Annotated in this window: 13 protein-coding genes and 2 pseudogenes; 2 read left to right on the top strand and 13 right to left on the bottom strand. The window is 42.8% G+C overall.

Features of this window, described 5'->3' with window-relative positions; genetic code table 11:
• Positions 1–172: 172 nt before the first annotated feature.
• From A1019T_RS13985 to A1019T_RS04280, 11 genes and pseudogenes are all read right to left on the bottom strand, one after another.
• Positions 173–283: pseudogene (locus A1019T_RS13985) on the bottom strand (integrase core domain-containing protein); the annotation flags it as partial.
• A gap of 21 nt (positions 284–304) precedes the next feature.
• A complete protein-coding gene (locus A1019T_RS04325; RefSeq protein ID WP_083720033.1) occupies positions 305–499 on the bottom strand; it encodes a DDE-type integrase/transposase/recombinase in 195 nt (64 codons plus the stop codon).
• A 514-nt stretch (positions 500–1,013) separates the two neighbouring features.
• Positions 1,014–1,243, bottom strand: a pseudogene (locus A1019T_RS13980) (transposase); the annotation flags it as partial.
• Between the two features lie 420 nt (positions 1,244–1,663).
• Complete coding sequence (locus A1019T_RS04315) at positions 1,664–3,085, bottom strand: FAD-binding oxidoreductase (RefSeq protein ID WP_077450577.1); 1,422 nt, start codon at positions 3,083–3,085, stop codon at positions 1,664–1,666.
• A 144-nt stretch (positions 3,086–3,229) separates the two neighbouring features.
• Positions 3,230–4,516, bottom strand: a complete 1,287-nt coding sequence (gene amaA, locus A1019T_RS04310) for an L-pipecolate oxidase (protein WP_077447819.1) — start codon at positions 4,514–4,516, stop codon at positions 3,230–3,232.
• Between the two features lie 29 nt (positions 4,517–4,545).
• A complete protein-coding gene (nhaC, locus tag A1019T_RS04305) occupies positions 4,546–6,006 on the bottom strand; it encodes a Na+/H+ antiporter NhaC (protein WP_077450576.1) in 1,461 nt (486 codons plus the stop codon).
• A 300-nt stretch (positions 6,007–6,306) separates the two neighbouring features.
• Positions 6,307–7,797, bottom strand: coding sequence for an L-piperidine-6-carboxylate dehydrogenase (gene amaB, locus A1019T_RS04300; protein WP_077450575.1), 1,491 nt, complete (start codon positions 7,795–7,797; stop codon positions 6,307–6,309).
• Positions 7,798–7,987: 190 nt separating this feature from the next.
• The gene (hglS, locus tag A1019T_RS04295; RefSeq protein ID WP_077450574.1) at positions 7,988–9,376 is read right to left on the bottom strand and encodes a 2-oxoadipate dioxygenase/decarboxylase HglS; all 1,389 of its coding nucleotides are present in this window, start codon (positions 9,374–9,376) and stop codon (positions 7,988–7,990) included.
• Between the two features lie 75 nt (positions 9,377–9,451).
• Positions 9,452–10,723 (bottom strand): 2-aminoadipate transaminase, encoded by a 1,272-nt coding sequence (locus A1019T_RS04290; protein ID WP_077450573.1) that lies wholly within the window; start codon positions 10,721–10,723, stop codon positions 9,452–9,454.
• 128 nt (positions 10,724–10,851) lie between these two features.
• Positions 10,852–11,787 carry a LysR substrate-binding domain-containing protein gene (locus A1019T_RS04285; RefSeq protein WP_077450572.1) on the bottom strand — a complete coding sequence of 312 codons (936 nt, stop codon included), beginning with the start codon at positions 11,785–11,787 and terminating at the stop codon, positions 10,852–10,854.
• A gap of 88 nt (positions 11,788–11,875) precedes the next feature.
• Entirely contained in the window at positions 11,876–12,850 is a 975-nt protein-coding gene (locus A1019T_RS04280) for a TauD/TfdA family dioxygenase (protein WP_077450571.1), read from the bottom strand.
• A 222-nt stretch (positions 12,851–13,072) separates the two neighbouring features.
• Between A1019T_RS04280 and A1019T_RS04275 the strand changes: the two genes are divergently transcribed.
• Complete coding sequence (locus tag A1019T_RS04275; RefSeq protein ID WP_077450570.1) at positions 13,073–14,071, top strand: diaminopimelate dehydrogenase; 999 nt, start codon at positions 13,073–13,075, stop codon at positions 14,069–14,071.
• A gap of 231 nt (positions 14,072–14,302) precedes the next feature.
• On the opposite strand, the gene A1019T_RS04270 is transcribed toward A1019T_RS04275, so the two are convergent.
• Together A1019T_RS04270 and arsC are read right to left on the bottom strand one after the other, a co-directional pair.
• Positions 14,303–15,468, bottom strand: a protein-coding gene (locus A1019T_RS04270) for an IS3 family transposase (protein WP_095532560.1) whose coding sequence is annotated in 2 segments (ribosomal slippage) — positions 14,303–15,213 and positions 15,213–15,468 — 1,167 coding nt in all. Because the reading frame shifts where the segments join, the coding sequence is not laid out codon by codon here.
• A gap of 65 nt (positions 15,469–15,533) precedes the next feature.
• A complete protein-coding gene (gene arsC / locus A1019T_RS04265) occupies positions 15,534–15,941 on the bottom strand; it encodes an arsenate reductase (glutaredoxin) (protein WP_077450568.1) in 408 nt (135 codons plus the stop codon).
• Positions 15,942–16,130: 189 nt separating this feature from the next.
• Between arsC and A1019T_RS04260 the strand changes: the two genes are divergently transcribed.
• On the top strand, positions 16,131–16,394 hold a 264-nt coding region (locus A1019T_RS04260), incomplete at its 3' end, for a helix-turn-helix domain-containing protein (protein ID WP_143514050.1).

Below are 16,394 nucleotides of genomic sequence, written 5' to 3'. Positions count from 1 at the left end.
GTTGTCAGGTGGTCTGCATCAGTCGAACTGCTTATTACTATAATTGACAGATACTAACAATTCAATACGTCAAATATTGTCGTGCATAACTGAAGTAAGCCTTAAAAAATTACGCAGAAGAAGACAGGCTATATAAACACCCCATTGTTAACACAACACTATCGTAGAATAATTAAGCCACTTGTCTGTATTCCGCGGAGGTAATATCATTAAGTGAATCATGGGGTCTTTCGATACTATAAACCTTGAACCAATCTTCAGTAAACTTACTCACCTCATTTAAACTATTAAATAAGTAGCAATCTCAAACCTCATTGCGATAACTGCGATTAAATCGCTCAATATAAACATTCTCATAAAGACAGCCCGGCTCAATATAGATACCATGAGCCGATGCACAATCAGTGAATACGCTAGATGTAAACTCACTGCCATTATCCACAAGAACTTGCTTAGGATAGCCATGCCACTCGGCTAGCTGATGAAGGTAGCGACTCACTCGAGTGAGGGAGTACTGTTACCGATATCAATGCCTAACGCTTCACGATTATAATCATTAATCACATTAAAGGTTCGAAAGCGAATATTGTTGTGCAGTCTGTAGCTCATAAAGTCCATAGACTATGTATGTTCTAATGCACTTGACACACTTAGCGGCTGAGGGTTACGTGTTGGCAGTCGTCTTTTAGACTTACGGCGCAGGCTCAAGTTTAACGCTGTATAAACACGGCGTGTGCGCTTATGATTCCATGAGTAGCCAAGCTTACGTATGCGTTTCAAGCACCTTGGAAACCCCCAGTGATTATGCTTGTCAGTAAGCTGGTTTAGAACAGCAATAATTTCACTATCGTCAGATAGTTTAGGCTTATAGTAATAAGCAGTTCGACTGATGCAGACCACCTGACAACTAACCGAAATACTGACACCATACTGCGCCTGCAGTTCTTGCGCCCATACTTTGCGCTCGAGGGAAGGCGCTATAGCTTTTTTATGATATCTTCGGGCATTTACGCTTTAAGGCTTAAATAAGCAAACATCTGTTTAAGCCTACGGTTTTCTTCTTCAAGCTCTTTTAGTCGTTTGACGTCAGACGCCTCCATACCGCCGTACTTGGATCGCCATTTATAAAAAATATGCTCTGACTTATATTGTGCTCACGTAGTATGTCACTGACAGGTACGCCTTATTTTGCCTGTTTGAGGACATTTACAATCTGTGTGTCGGTAAATCTTGATTTTTTCATGTCGAAATCTCCTGCTAGTATTTTAGCAGTTAGTTTCTGCTTTTACGTGTTATTATTTTTTGGGGTGATTACCATTGAATCTCCTTTAAATGGTATTTATAAACATTATTCCTAACTTCGCTGGTGAATAGGTGAATATTACCTTATTAAGATAGCAGAATTACCTCATCTACGAATAGAGATGGCAAGGAATTTACGACAGCTGTTGTCGCTAGATTTCAAAACCGATATCGTTGACTAACAGCAATTATTAAGTTGATTGGTATACCAATAAATAAAAAAATCCAAACTGTACGCCTGCAACATAACCATCAAAGATAAAGTAAAAATGCCATTTAAAGCAGATAACCCTTAAAAACAAAAAAAGCCAAGCTATAAAACACAGCTCGGCTCTCCTAATAAAAAAACCCTCAAACCAATTTAATCAAAAATCTTACCCCGGTTCATAATCCCCTTAGGATCAAATACCTTCTTCAATTCTTTCAGATACTCAATCTCAGTCTCACTACGGCTGTAGTTTAGATAAGGCTTTTTGGTCATACCCACACCGTGCTCTGCTGATACCGAACCGCCGTATTTTTGCACCGTTTGGAACACCAAATCGTTCACACTTTGGCATTTCTCAAAGAATTCATCTTTAGTTAAGTTTTCAGGCTTTAAGATGTTTAAGTGCAAGTTACCATCACCAATGTGACCAAACCAGCAAATCTCAAAGTCAGGGTAATTGGCGTTTACTACCTGCTCAATATCTTTGATAAACTCTGGCACGTAGCTGATTAACACTGACACATCGTTTTTGTACGGAGTAAAGACAGAAATGGTCTCTGAGATATACTCACGCAGTTTCCAAAGCTCAGCCGCTTGCGATAAGCTTTGACTCATCACCCCATCCACAATCCAGCCATTCTCCATGCACTGCTCAAACATAGCCATGGCTTTATCCATGATAGGCTCATAGGGTGCTTCAAATTCTAATAGAGCATAGTATTTAGTACGGGCTTCAAATGGCTCTTGAACATGACCAGTTGCCATAAGCTTATCAATAGCAACATCATCAAAGAACTCAAACGCAGTTAAGTCTAATTGAGACTGGAAAGCTGATAACACGTTCATCACGTGTTCAAACTCATCCATACCAAATACCATCACCGTTAAGTCTTGTGGTGCGCGTTCAAGTTTCATCTGAGCTTTAGTGACAATACCTAACGTACCTTCTGCTCCGATAAATAAATGACGTAAATCATAACCGGTAGCGTTTTTAATCATACCGCGGTTCAGCTGTAAGATATCACCTTTACCGGTAACAACAGTTAGACCCAGTACCCAATTACGGGTCATGCCATAACGAATGACTTTAATACCACCCGCATTGGTACCAATGTTACCCCCAATTTGACTTGAGCCCGCTGATGCAAAGTCGACAGGGTAGTATAAGCCTTTGTCTTCAGCAAATTGCTGTAACTGCTCGGTAATCACACCGGCTTCAATCTCAACCATTCTGTCAGCTGGATAAAACTCACCAATTTTATTCATTTTATCTAGGCTAATTACAATCTCGCCGTTACTGGCCACAGCGCCTGCTGATAAACCAGTACGACCACCGCTTGGGGTGACGACGATATTGTGCTGATTAGCAAGCTTAATTACTGATTGCACTTGCTCGGTAGATTTAGGAAACACAACCGCACAAGGCGCTGGGGCAAAATGTTTGGTCCAGTCTTTACCCCAATGTTCTAGGCTTTCACTGTCTGTTTTGATTTGACTGTCGTCAAAGCCGTGAGTGCTGGTTAGGTTGGTGAGTGATGTCTGGAGGATATCGGTATCAATGGCTACTTGAGTCATAATTTAAACTGCCCTCGTTATGCTTTATAAATTTATTATGTTTTAGAAAAAGAAATAGAAGCTAAAAATCCTATTAATTTAAGGATCTAAGATAGCTTCTATATTTGGAAAATTACTGATAAAACCTACTATTATGTCAGCCGACTAACGGATGATTCGCATACACTGTCCTAGATGATACAAAGAGATCCCCATTTCAGTCAGACTAGAGCGCATGCCTTGATAGGGTATTTTTTCTTCTTCAATATCTTTAAAAGGAAGCGGTATCGTATTGCGGTCACCACTCAAGATATAATCGGCAAAGCACTTACCCATCATCGTTCCCGTAGTGATGCCCCTACCATTGTAAGCACAGGCGGCTAAGATACTGTCATCAATCTCAAACACTCTAAATACATGATCTTGAGTAAATCCAAACTGCCCTACCCATTCATATTGCCATTCAAACTTAGGCAAATCTGGGTAATAGTGCTTTTGGATCACATTGGCCCAAGACTGATAAAAAGCTCTTGGTTTCATCTTTTTACCACCAACGGTCCCTAGTAGCAATCTATTGTCTTTGTCGCGGCGCATACTAGATAAGGCGGTACGGGTATCCCAAGCCCCTGTTCTGTAAGGTAGAATTTTATCAGCAGCAAGCCCTGACAAAGGCTCAGAGGCAATCTGATAGTACTCGACCAAATAGAAGGTTTTGGCAATCTCGGTCCATTCCCCTTGGGTATAAGCGTTGGTTGCGACAATGATTTTTTCAGCATGAACACTGCCATTATCAGTTCTCACGTACCAACCACCCTCTGATTTCTCAACAGAGTTTACCATCGAGTTCTCATATATGGTGACACCTAGAGATTTGGCTGCTTTCGCCAATCCATTGACATAAGCCAGTGGGTTGATCGTTCCTGCACGGTGGTCAAGAAGGGCCTTATTAATCTTAGTGGTGCCACAGTATTCATGGCACTTATCCCCTGTCAATAACTCAACATTGGCACCAAGCTCGGTAAGCTGCTGATAACGAATATCAACATCTTCTTCACCAGTGGCATTGTGTGCCATATGAATATTACCCGTTCGCGTATCTTGCGCATCGATATTGTATTTATCAATCATCTCAAATACATAGCTTGGAGCCAGTCCAAGCTCTTTGGTCAAACGGGTACCGACCTCTTCACCTAAGATGTCATTCAAGTCGCTTGGGCGTGACCAAGTGCCGGCGTTTACGAAACCAACACTACGTCCTGAGCCCCCACTACCAATATTATTGGATTCTAAGACAACAACATTAACCCCTTTTTCAGCAAGATGAATGGCTGCTGATAGACCGGTATAACCACCGCCTATAATACAAACCTGGGTGCTCTCATCTCCCTGTAGTGACTCAAAGCTGTCGCCTTCTGGTGCAATAATATTCCATAAACATTGTTCTTGTAACATCTCGATAACTCCTCAACCCATGCTACCTTCTAGCTCATAACCACAGATGACTCTTCATTGATTTCAGCTTCTGTGCTTGGCGCTTCACGAGGAATAAACTTATCAAGAGCCAACCACAGCAGACCAAATAAAGGAGACAACCAACAAGCAAAAGCAAAAGGTGCGTAAGTCAACGTCGCGATACCCAGCGTGGCTGCGACAAAGCTACCCCCCATATTCCATGGGATAAGTGGCGATAGTAAGGTACCGCAGTCTTCAATAGAGCGCGTTAAGGTGGTGCGCTTATAACCCATTTCTTTATATTTGCCTTGTAGCAAACGACCGGGCAGAACACAGGTTGTATACACGTCGCCAATAATAGTACCGACCCCTAACACACTGCCGTAGCTTGATAAAACCAGACCAAAACGGGTTTTAATAACCTTATCTAGCTTGGCCATAATCGCTTTAAGCGTACCGTAGTGTTCTAATGATCCAATGAAAGCCAAAGCAAAGATGGTTAAGGTGATAACCCAAGTCATCGACATGACCCCGCCTTTACTTAATAACTGGTCAACAACTTCAAATCCAGTTTCACTTTTGAAACCATTTTGTAGAACGTTGAACACATCGTGGATACCAACGCCTTGCATAATCACAGCAATCACTGCAGCAACCACTACCCCACTTAAAACCGTTGGAATGGCTGGCATTTTCATAACCGCTGCAGCAACAACCACAATCGCAGGCAATAGCGTAATAATGCTCAAGTTGTAGTTACTTGCTAAGCTGTCTTGGATAGCCTGAATAGAAGACAAATCAGCAGAATCGGCGCTGTATCCCATACCAATCCAAGCATAGATACCAAGTGCCGTAATCATAGCGGGGACAGTAGTTGGCAATAGGCCTCTGATGTGCTCCCATAAATCAACACCGGCAGCAGCAGGCGTTAAGTTGGTGGTATCCGATAAAGGCGACATTTTGTCCCCAAAGAAAGCACCTGAAACAATTGCGCCACCAACAAAGTGAGCAGGAATACCCAGTCCTAGACCAATACCCATCATAGCCAGACCAACCGTACCAACCGTTCCCCACGAAGTACCTGTGGCCACAGAAATAATGGCACAAATGACACACACCGAAACTAGGAATGAGGACGGGCTAAAAATACCAAAGCCGTAATAAAGAATGGTTGGTACTGTCCCTGCGATAATCCAGGCACCGATTAACATACCAACGCCCATTAGGATAATCATGGCAGGTAGACCAATTTTAATTACTTTTAAAAACCTCTCTTCCATACCGCCCCATCCACGGCCACGCATTTTCACAAATAATGCTGTGATCAAGATACCGCAGGCTAAAGGAATGTGTGGTGTAAAGTCTTTAAAAACAAAAAACTGAACCATTAAAATAATAGAGGTGAGAACCAGTGGAGCAATATCTAAAATAAAGCTCGACGAAGCTGGATATCCATCTTTTGATGGATTTGTAGGTTTTTCTGTCATCATAATATTTACCTATCCATAGTAATATTTGCCATATCCATGGCTTAAACCACCAATAAAATATAAATATTTATTAATACTAATATTTAATAATAGTTAATAATTGACGGTCACTTAATAAAGAGCAATAAACCTTATTGCCCCACAAAACATTTATCTAACAAATGAACGAACTTGGGGTGTCTTCTAAGCAGACCTACTTCCAAACCGTTTTATAAAAGGTTTTGGAAAATAAGCCGCTTAGAAGAGCATCAGAAATGAGAGCTGACTTAGCTTGAGAACTAAGCTAACTTAAAAACTAACCTAGTTGAAGTTAATACCTTGAGCTAACGGCAGCTCAGTTGAGTAGTTGATAGTGTTGGTCTGACGACGCATGTAGTTTTTCCAAGCATCTGAACCCGACTCACGACCACCGCCGGTTTCTTTTTCACCACCGAAGGCACCCCCAATTTCAGCACCACTGGTACCAATGTTGACGTTGGCAATACCACAGTCACTACCGCTATCGCTTAAGAACTGCTCTGCTTCACGGATATCATTGGTGAAGATACAAGAGGATAGGCCTTGTGGCACATCGTTTTGCATCTCTAGCGCTTCATCAAAGTCTTTGTAAGTCATCACGTATAAGATAGGTGCGAACGTCTCGTTGCGGACCACATCGTTTTGCTCATCCATTTCAACAATGGCAGGCTTCACGTAATACGCTTCTGGATATTCGCTATCTAACACACGCTCACCGCCCGTGACTTTACCGCCAGATTTCTTGGCATTATCAAGCGATTTTTGCATGTTATCGAAGCTGTCTTGGTCAATTAGAGGACCTACTAGGTTGCCTTCAAGCGGATGACCGATGCTGACATTTTCATAAGCGGCTTTGACGCGTGGTAGGATTTCATCTTTTACTGACTCATGCACAATCAGGCGACGCAGTGTCGTACAGCGCTGACCTGCAGTACCCACAGCTGAGAACAAAATACCACGTAGAGCAAGCTCTAAGTCAGCACTTGGCGTTAGGATCATAGCGTTGTTACCGCCTAGCTCTAGTAAAGACTTACCAAAACGATTGGCCACTTTTGGACCCACAATTTGACCCATTCGGGTACTACCAGTTGCACTAACTAAGGCCACGCCTTTGTTCTCAACCAATGCATTACCTACTTCTGCTTCACCTAGAAGTACTTGTGATAGATGCTCTGGCGCACCCTCAAATTTGGCAAGTGCTTTTTCAAATAAGGCTTGGCAAGCCAGCGCAGTTAGCGGTGTTTTCTCTGAAGGCTTCCAGATGACTGGGTTACCACAGACGATAGCCAGCGCTGTATTCCATGACCAAACCGCAACTGGGAAGTTAAATGCCGAAATCACACCAATAACCCCTAGCGGATGCCAAGTCTCACGCATGTGGTGACCTGGACGCTCTGAGGCGATGGTTAGACCATATAGCTGACGTGACAGACCCACTGCGAAGTCACAGATATCAATCATCTCTTGAACTTCACCTAGGCCCTCTTCTTTGATTTTACCGGCTTCATAAGAGACCAATGCGCCCAAATCTTCTTTATGCTCACGCAGCACTTCACCCAATAGACGAATTAATTCGCCTCGTTTTGGTGCAGGCACAGTGCGCCATTCTTTGAACGCTTTTTTGGCATTTAAAACTTGAGTCTCTACATCAGAGACTTGATGAAGGGTAACTTTACCGATAACTGACCCATCAATTGGGGTCTTTACTTCAAAGTTACCATTTTGATATAGGCTCTCTTCAACGCCCATAGCTGACATGTATTGCTTAATCATAACTGCTCCTTCGTTAATTATAATTGAATTCCTTTGCACACTATCAATCTACCCAACTCACCGCTGGGTTGCAAAATAAAAATTTTCTTGCTGCCATTCCCTTTTGGAATGGCATTCAAAACACTTAAGAATAACTAAATCAGACCCTATCAATAGCTTAACTAATAACTTATAAGTCTGAACAAAACGCTTAGCTAACACGTTGTAGCGTGTCTAAACAACGCTCCAAACTTTGCTCTTGAAGTTTACGATACAGCTCAAGCTCATCATAAACGGGTCTACCTAATGCTTTCTCAAAGTCAGCTTGGTTTGAATTGCCTTGGTAACTGCTTTGCTTATCTTCTTTTAGATTCGATTGGAAGATACCCGCTGCACTCACCGGTAAGAAGTCTTCATAAACAATCGGCTCTATACGTAACACGCCTTGATTAACAAGCTCGTTAGCCTGCTGCGTTGATACTGAATCCGTGACTGCGTCTTCATTTAATTGATAATAAAAATACGCCAAGTCCTGCTCATGCAAGCTTTGATAATCATCTGGAAAGGCCTCAAACTCTTGCGACAGCAGCTGATAATATTGATCTGCATTACTGGCGTTTGGTGTCGCACCAAGCTTGGCACGCGCCGCATTTAGTAGCTCGTCATATAAAGCACGACCCTTTGGGGTCAACGCAACACCGCGCTGCTCAATCTCACCAAAGCGGGCGGTGTGAGTCCCAGCGACAGTTGCTCCTGCCTCTCCTGTAAAATTAACCGCTTCCTCTAACGCTTTAAAACTGGTTTGACGTAGCAGAATCGGGCAATTACGCCGTGGCGGACCCTCGATAATATCTTTGGGCGGAATATTACGCTGACTCATGCCTTTTTGAACCGAATCAATATCTAAGGTTCTGGGCGTTAGATGGTTAATATGCGGACCTTTAAAGCCAACAATATCGGCAATCAAACCGTGCTGGCTTAATAGCTGATTATATAGTGACTTACTAATTGGCGAGGTTTCATGCCAGCGGAACGTCTCTAGCGCCTCACGCACGAATTCCTCACCCTGCTCTGGGGTTAGACCGCCCTGCTTTTCAAACGTTTCAATCAGCTCTATCGCCCTATCAGTAAAGATATTTCTATTCTCTAATGCTTGCTTAGCTTTACTACGCAGCGATTCATCTTCAATCAACTCTAGTCTTAAAAGAGAAGTAAATACTCGAAATGGACTGATATTTAAGGCTTCGGTACTCACCGCACGAAACGCTGTAGAATGGACCGGCACGCCTGCTGGTGTTAAATCATAGTAGCCGACTGGAAACATGCCCATCACTGCAAACAAGCGGCGCATGGTTTCAAGCTCTTCGGCCGTACCTAAGCGAATTGCGCCATGTCTTTCTGCCCCCAATCTGTCTAATTCGCCAGTATTGATCAACTGCTGCTTAATCTCAGGTTGCTGCTGCATCACCGACTCATTAACCTCATTTACCAGCTCTATTAGCTCGGTATATAAAGGCACTTCCTTTTGGTACATCGTCGACATGGCTTGGGAAAATTGATGTCGAATCTCATCGGTTTTCATAAAGTCTACTACTGTCATAATGGTCACCTTAATGGTTTAACTTAGTGTGTAATTTGAATTTCTTATTTGGTTTTATGTTTGATTGGCACCTTATTAAACTTCTGCCAACTCATCAGGTAGAGCGCTGAGCACTTGTTTTAAAATATCTAGCCCTTGTTGTAATAGTTCAGGCTCAATGGTCAATGGCGGCAATAAACGGATGATGTGGCGATATTTACCACTTGGCATCAGCAATAGGCCCTTATCACGAGCTTCTGATAATATTTTGGTCATAATCTCAGGTGAGGTGCCGTGTCTTGGGTGACGCAGTTCAATACCACGCATTGCGCCAATGCCGGTTAGCTTGTGTAGCCAGTTAGATACGCCTTCAGCTTTCCAACTCTCAAAATTGCTGACTAATGTTTGCTCATACGCTTTGGCAGACTCCCAAACTGACCCTTCCTCCATAATATCTAACGTGGCATTGGCTGCTGCACAGGCCACAGGGTTGCCCGAATAAGTCCCACCCAAACTGCCTTTAGGCAGACCATTCATAACCGAATCTTTACCAATAACCGCACCCAAAGGTAGACCGCCGGCAATACTCTTACCCAGTAAAATTAGATCAGGTTCAATCTCTAAATGAGTAAAGGCAAAGGGTGTGCCAGTGCGGCCAAAGCCCGATTGAATTTCATCCATAATCAGCAAAATGCCATGCTTATCGCAGAAAGCTCGTAAGTATTGCGCAAAGCTTTTGGACATCATCTGAAAACCGCCCTCGCCTTGCACCGGCTCCATAATGATAGCTCCGATGTTATTGATATCGGTTTCGACCGTGCCGATACGATCTAATGCCTCAATGGCTTGCTGATCGCTAATACCGTTATCTGGGCTTGGAAAAGGAATGTGATACACGCTACCGGCTAGAGGACCTAGACCCGTTTTGTAAGGAGCGACTTTGCCATTCAGATTTACCGCGGCCAAAGTGCGCCCATGAAAGCCGCCGTCAAAGGCAATAGCCCCAACACGGCCGGTTTTGATACGAGTGATTTTTAGGGCATTCTCAGTAGCTTCTGCACCGCAGTTGGTGAGCATCCCTGATAGAGGAGTATTTATAGGAATGAGCTCACAAAGCCGTGGCATCAGCGTTTGATACGGCTGATGACCAGCGGCATTGTAAGCATAATGAATAAGATTGCTGGCTTGCTGATGAATGGCATCAACAATTTTGGGGTGACAATGGCCAAAGTTTAAAACACCGATACCGCCCACAAAATCAATGTAGCGCTTATCGTCCTTGTCCCAAACGACTGCGTTTTTTCCTTTGATGAGGGTGAGCGGATGCACCATATTAAAGGCATCGGTCACATTGTATAAGTTGGTCATAAACGTCTCATATCTTCCATGATTGATACGTTCATTTCACCAAAAGCACGAATAACAGGCAAACGAATAAAAGTTGAGCAACTATTCCTTTTTTTATGGCAGCATTTAAGTCATTGATAGAACTAGTTTTAATTTCTATTAATTCGGTCCATATACTCAAATACCCACTTAATGACTGCCCGAACTTTTTGACTGTTGCCCAAAGTCAGGGGATAGGTGATGTAATAAGCACTTTTGGTTTTGGCATAATAATCATCGGCTTGTATCAATGCCCCGCTGTTAATCTCTGGGGTTACCAAAATCCGTGGTACCAGTGCCACGCCATAGCCTAACAAGGCGGCTGAAATACAGGAATGGAAGGTATCAAACCTTGGTCCCACAAAGGTGCCTTCCACATGAAGCTGTTGCTGCTTAAAGTAATCGTACCAAGCACTCAGTCGTGAATTCAGGTGTAACAAGGTACAACCTGCCAGCTTGTGATTATCCTCAGCATCTATTGCCTTGATGTGCTTGTCATAATAATCAGGACTGCAAACAGCGATGCAATATTCTTCTAACAACTTGACCGACTCCATGCCCGTCCAGACCCCATCGCCATATAAAAAAGCGACATCTATATCATGGTCCTCATTAAAAAACGGCCCTTCTTGCTCTCTGATATCTAAGTTAATCGAAGGATATTCGTCATTAAAACCGGCTAAAGCAGGAATCAGCCAGCGCGCACAAAAGGTAGGATGTGCGGATAACTTTAACGTCTCTCCATTATCCACATGTGACATTAATGAGACAGTAGCGCTTTCAATAGCGCTTAAAATATTAAACACTTCTAGATAATAACGCTTACCTGCCGGTGTTAAAGAGATGCGTTGAGAAGTTCTATAAAACAAGGAAATATTGAGCATATCCTCAAGCTGAGCGACTTGCTTACTCACCGCACTTTGAGTCATATACAGCTCTTGGGCAGCCCCAGTAAAACTAAGCAACCGCGCTGCCGCTTCAAAGCATTGCAGCGCAGTTGTTGAGGGGTACTTTCTAAATCTAAGAGAATCCACAGGTTGTTTCATTCCATTAATACATCTTTATAAGCGCTTCTTCCGAGTTGAAGCTAAATCCTGGTTTTTGGAAAGTGAGTTATGCACTGCCCTAATTTAATTACAACGTATAGCCATTTTTCCCTGGGAAGTCTGGCGCAAGCGTTCTAGAATTAGGAACTTTTAGCCACAATCTAACCAACTTACGTCTTCTGTCTTTTTCAGGATAATCTTCAAACGATTGTCTTGAGTGCATCACCACATAGTTATTACACAGCTGGATATCGCCTGGTTCAAGCATCATGTCCAATCTATACTCTGGACGATGGCTTATTTCATCAAAGATATCTAACGCATCGATTTGCACCCGAGACATAGGAATATTCATGATTTCATGTCCGGTTTCAATGTATTTCCTTAGATAGCGACATGCCAGCTTGCCATCCCAGTAGCTAAACATTGGCGTTAACGCCGGACCATCTTTACCTAGGTGATTTAAATAAGCTGGATGATAGTAATAGGCCAGATACTCAGGATACTCCTCCAAAATGGTGTTATACACAGCAGAAAAGCTTACCAAACTACTCTCGCCACCTTCCATGGCTTTACGAATAGAAAGTAGCCCGACCACATCTGATAAATCTGCATGAAACGGCAGGTTTTCATTGGTCTGATACACTCGCGTCTGCTTATCATTGGCATCGCCAACATTTTCTACATAGCCTAAAAGCTGACGATCTTTGTTTTGAATAACAGGAATCCCCAAATACAGGCCCAAAATATAATAAATATCTGTTAAATCTTGTCCGTTATAAACAGAAACATCCAGACCTTTTATCACAACGAAGCCATAACCATTCTCTAATTCCTCTGACACCTCTTCTACTAAGGTTAAAAAGGTGGCATCATCAATGGGAACGTCACTTTTTTCAAAGTTTGGGGCTTGTAAATTTTTTGCTTGAATGCTCTTAAGAGCGCTATCTAGAACAGATATCAAATGCTGATCTAATCTTACTATCCAATCGTTTTTATCCGCGATATCCTTACCTTTCCACGCGCACTTATCCGTGATTGGGGTTGTTAGCATTGTATCCATACGTTGTCTCCATTGTGAAAGAAATCCCTTTGTAGCTACAGGGTGAATGATTAAACAAGATTTAGCTTTTAAAATCGCTACAGTATCTTAGTACCTTTATCCTCCTAGCTCAACCAAGTACAGCTCTGATATAATCAAAAAGGTTAAAATTACTAATGTATTTTAGTGCAATTTACCGCACACTTTACGACTTAAAATGTATTACTTAAAAGGCCAATCATAATGACACAACCAGTAATCAAAGTTGCCATCGCCGGTTATGGTAACCTAGGTCGCGGTGCTCAAGCCGCTATTAATCAAAGCCCAGACATGCAGTTGGTCGGCGTATTCAGTCGCCGTGATCCCGCTTCAGTCACCTTGATTGACAATAGCGTGCCTGTGTACTCAATGGACGATATTGCACAATATAAAGATGAGATAGACGTGCTGATTTTATGTGGTGGCTCTAAATCAGACTTACCTGAACAAGGACCAAAGCTTGCAGGGCTATTTAACATCGTTGATAGCTTCGATACACATGCCAAAATTCCTGAGTACTATGAGTCGCTAGATACTCCTGCTAAGCAAGCAGGCAAAGTAGCTTTATTGTCTGTGGGCTGGGATCCTGGTCTATTTTCGATTAACCGCTTATACGGTGAAGCCATTTTACCTGTTGGTGAGACTTATACCTTCTGGGGTAAAGGCCTAAGCCAAGGGCACTCAGATGCGGTTCGCCGCGTGGATGGGGTTAAGTCAGGCGTGCAATACACCCTACCTTCAGAATCTGCTATGGAACGAGTCCGTAGCGGTGAGCAGCCTACCCTAAGCACCCGTGAGAAGCACACTCGCGAATGTTATGTGGTACTAGAAGATGGGGCTGATGAAGAGACCGTACGCAATGCTATTGTGACCATGCCTGATTACTTCGCCGACTATGACACCACAGTACACTTCATTGACCAACAAACCTTTGACCGTGACCATCAAAAGATGCCTCATGGCGGCTTTGTCATTCGCAGTGGTGTTAGTGGTACCGAAAACGAGAAGAACAATCAAACCATCGAGTTCTCATTAAAACTAGGCAGCAACCCAGAGTTTACCTCTAGCGTTCTAGTGGCCTATGCCCGCGCCGTTTATAAGATGAATTTAGCAGGTGAAACTGGCGCAAAAACCGTCTTTGATGTGGCCCCTGGTTTATTATCCTCTAAGTCTCCAGCCCAGCTGCGTAAAGAGTTGCTGTAATTTCTATGAGCTTATTTTTAGGCTATTAGAGTCTTTCAAAAACTCTTAAAAGTTATAGTCAAAAGCCCCGATAGCTACTATCGGGGCTTTTTTAGGGCTCATTTGAAACATGAATAAAATTCATCTTATTTTATTTTTGACAAATTACAAATGAGTTTATATGATAAAAAAACATCGTGGGTTTATGACCCCTGCCGTCAAATCCGTATACATAAACTTGGGAGATTTTAGTTACGCAGCCTGACGATAATAATCAAACCACATCTGTCTTGGTGATTTATAGCCCAAACCCTTTTGAATTCTAGTCTGATTGTAGTACAGCTCGATGTATCTAATAATATCGTTGATCGCTGCAAACCTAGTCTTATAATCCTGATGATATACCAGCTCGTTCTTTAAAGTGCCCCAGAAGCTTTCTATTGGAGCATTGTCGAAGCAATTACCTTTAGCGCTCATTGAGCCTGTAAATTGATGCTGCTTGATGATCTTATGGTACGCGTGGCTACAGTACTGACTGCCTCTGTCAGAGTGAACGATTAGCCCTTTGCTTGGACGTTTATTCCTGATGGCCATGTTCAATGCTTTGCATACTAGATCTGCGGTCATTCGCTTATTGATAGCATAGCCGACCAGCTCTTTGGTGTATAAGTCTTTGACTCCCGCTAAATACAACCAGCCCTCATTTGTCCAGATATAGGTAATGTCGCTGACCCACGCTTGATTCGGTCTTTGCATATCAAAATGCTGATTTAATACGTTGTCATAGACCAGTTTTTTGTGATTTGAGTAAGTGGTGACCTTGAAGCGCCTGTGACGACGGCATTTGATGCCATGTTCTTCTTTGATGCTTCTGACCATGTATAGACTAATATCATACCCTTGCTCGGTGAGCGTTGCATGCAGACGCTCAACACCATAGCGCTCATGAGTTTCACTATGAGCGGCTTTAACTAGTAGCTCGCACTGATTACGGTGTACCTGCTGACAGCTGATATCACGACTCAGCCAATCGTAGTAGCTCGATGGTTTAACGCTAAGTACGCGGCACATCCTACTGATGCTAAAGATTTGCTGGTTGTCTTTGATAAAGGCGTACTTTACTAACTGTTTTTCGCGAAGTACGCCGTCGCCTTTTTTAAGATCTCGCGCTCCTCTTCGGCAACTTTAAGCTGTCGCTTTAGGCGTTTTACCTCTTCAAGCGCACTCATAAGTTCAGGGTCATACTGCTTTGTTCCTACAAGCTTGCCTTGATTAGCTTTGTTCTGCCAGTTGGATAGCGTTTGCATGGCGATGCCAAGTTGCTTTGCGGTCGCTGAAATATTGCCGTTGTTATCCGCTATCTTCTTGACGGCTTCAGCTTTAAATTCGTTACTGTAAGTTCTTAATTTCTTGGTCATGGTAAACTCCTATAATTGTGCTTAGTTTACCAAGTTTAGTTGTACGGTTTCTTCAGCATAGCTCACTAAGCATTAGGATTAACAATGACGTCACCATTCTCTTTGGTAAACTCAGCCACAGGATTGGCTAATACTTCAAATATACGCTCTAAAGGACGACACAGTACAGCCCCTTTTTCCGTCACGACAATCGGACGGTTAATTAAAATTGGATTATCAATCATGGCGTCAATGAGCTTATCATCACTGACCTCGGGATTGTCTAATCCGAGCTCAGTAAACACCGCTTCTTTGCTACGCATAAGCTCACGTGGCGACATTTGCATCTTATTTAACAGCTCAACCAAATACTCACGGCTTGGTGGTGTTTTTAGATACTCCACCACCTCTGGAGTCTCCCCTGACGCTTTTATAAGCGCTAAAGCATTACGTGACGTGCTACATCTTGGGTTATGAAAGATAGTAGTAGTCATAAAGGTATCCTTATTCTTATTGATAGAGAAAATCATCGATTAGATTAGCATATAAAATAGCGTCCACTTAATCAATGACCTCCTCGTATCAAGCCACTAGGGTCTATTTTTCACCTTGGTGCTTTGCTCTTATACCAATTCCACAAAATAATATACAATATAACCAACTCAACAACATAATAGAATCATATGCCGAAAAAGACCCCTAGAAATCATAAACTCACAGACCACGATTTTCTGCAATTATCTAAAACAGAAGGCAGTGCCAGAGCGCGAATCAGACTACTCATGCTGCATCAACTGAGTCAAGGTCATCCTATAGCGACCGTAGCAGAGAACTTTGGCTATAACCCTAGAAGCGTCTATACCATAAGAAGGAAATACTGGTTGCATGGTATCACTAGTGTCTATGACGCAGCTGGGAGAGGCAGAAAGAGTCTTTTAGCAGAAAAA

Source organism: Psychrobacter piechaudii (assembly GCF_900162825.1).
In the GTDB taxonomy this organism is placed as follows: Bacteria; Pseudomonadota; Gammaproteobacteria; order Pseudomonadales; family Moraxellaceae; genus Psychrobacter; species Psychrobacter piechaudii.
This window is presented reverse-complemented; position numbering and strand designations above follow the sequence as displayed.

Excerpts from the sequence above, each read along its gene's own strand:
- A1019T_RS04315 (WP_077450577.1), bottom strand. The coding sequence starts at position 3,085 with ATGACTCAAGTAGCCATTGATACCGATATCCTCCAGACATCACTCACC.
- amaA (WP_077447819.1), bottom strand. The coding sequence starts at position 4,516 with ATGTTACAAGAACAATGTTTATGGAATATTATTGCACCAGAAGGCGAC.
- nhaC (WP_077450576.1), bottom strand. The coding sequence starts at position 6,006 with ATGATGACAGAAAAACCTACAAATCCATCAAAAGATGGATATCCAGCT.
- amaB (WP_077450575.1), bottom strand. The coding sequence starts at position 7,797 with ATGATTAAGCAATACATGTCAGCTATGGGCGTTGAAGAGAGCCTATAT.
- hglS (WP_077450574.1), bottom strand. The coding sequence starts at position 9,376 with ATGACAGTAGTAGACTTTATGAAAACCGATGAGATTCGACATCAATTT.
- A1019T_RS04290 (WP_077450573.1), bottom strand. The coding sequence starts at position 10,723 with ATGACCAACTTATACAATGTGACCGATGCCTTTAATATGGTGCATCCG.
- A1019T_RS04285 (WP_077450572.1), bottom strand. The coding sequence starts at position 11,787 with ATGAAACAACCTGTGGATTCTCTTAGATTTAGAAAGTACCCCTCAACA.
- A1019T_RS04280 (WP_077450571.1), bottom strand. The coding sequence starts at position 12,850 with ATGGATACAATGCTAACAACCCCAATCACGGATAAGTGCGCGTGGAAA.
- A1019T_RS04275 (WP_077450570.1), top strand. The coding sequence starts at position 13,073 with ATGACACAACCAGTAATCAAAGTTGCCATCGCCGGTTATGGTAACCTA.
- arsC (WP_077450568.1), bottom strand. The coding sequence starts at position 15,941 with ATGACTACTACTATCTTTCATAACCCAAGATGTAGCACGTCACGTAAT.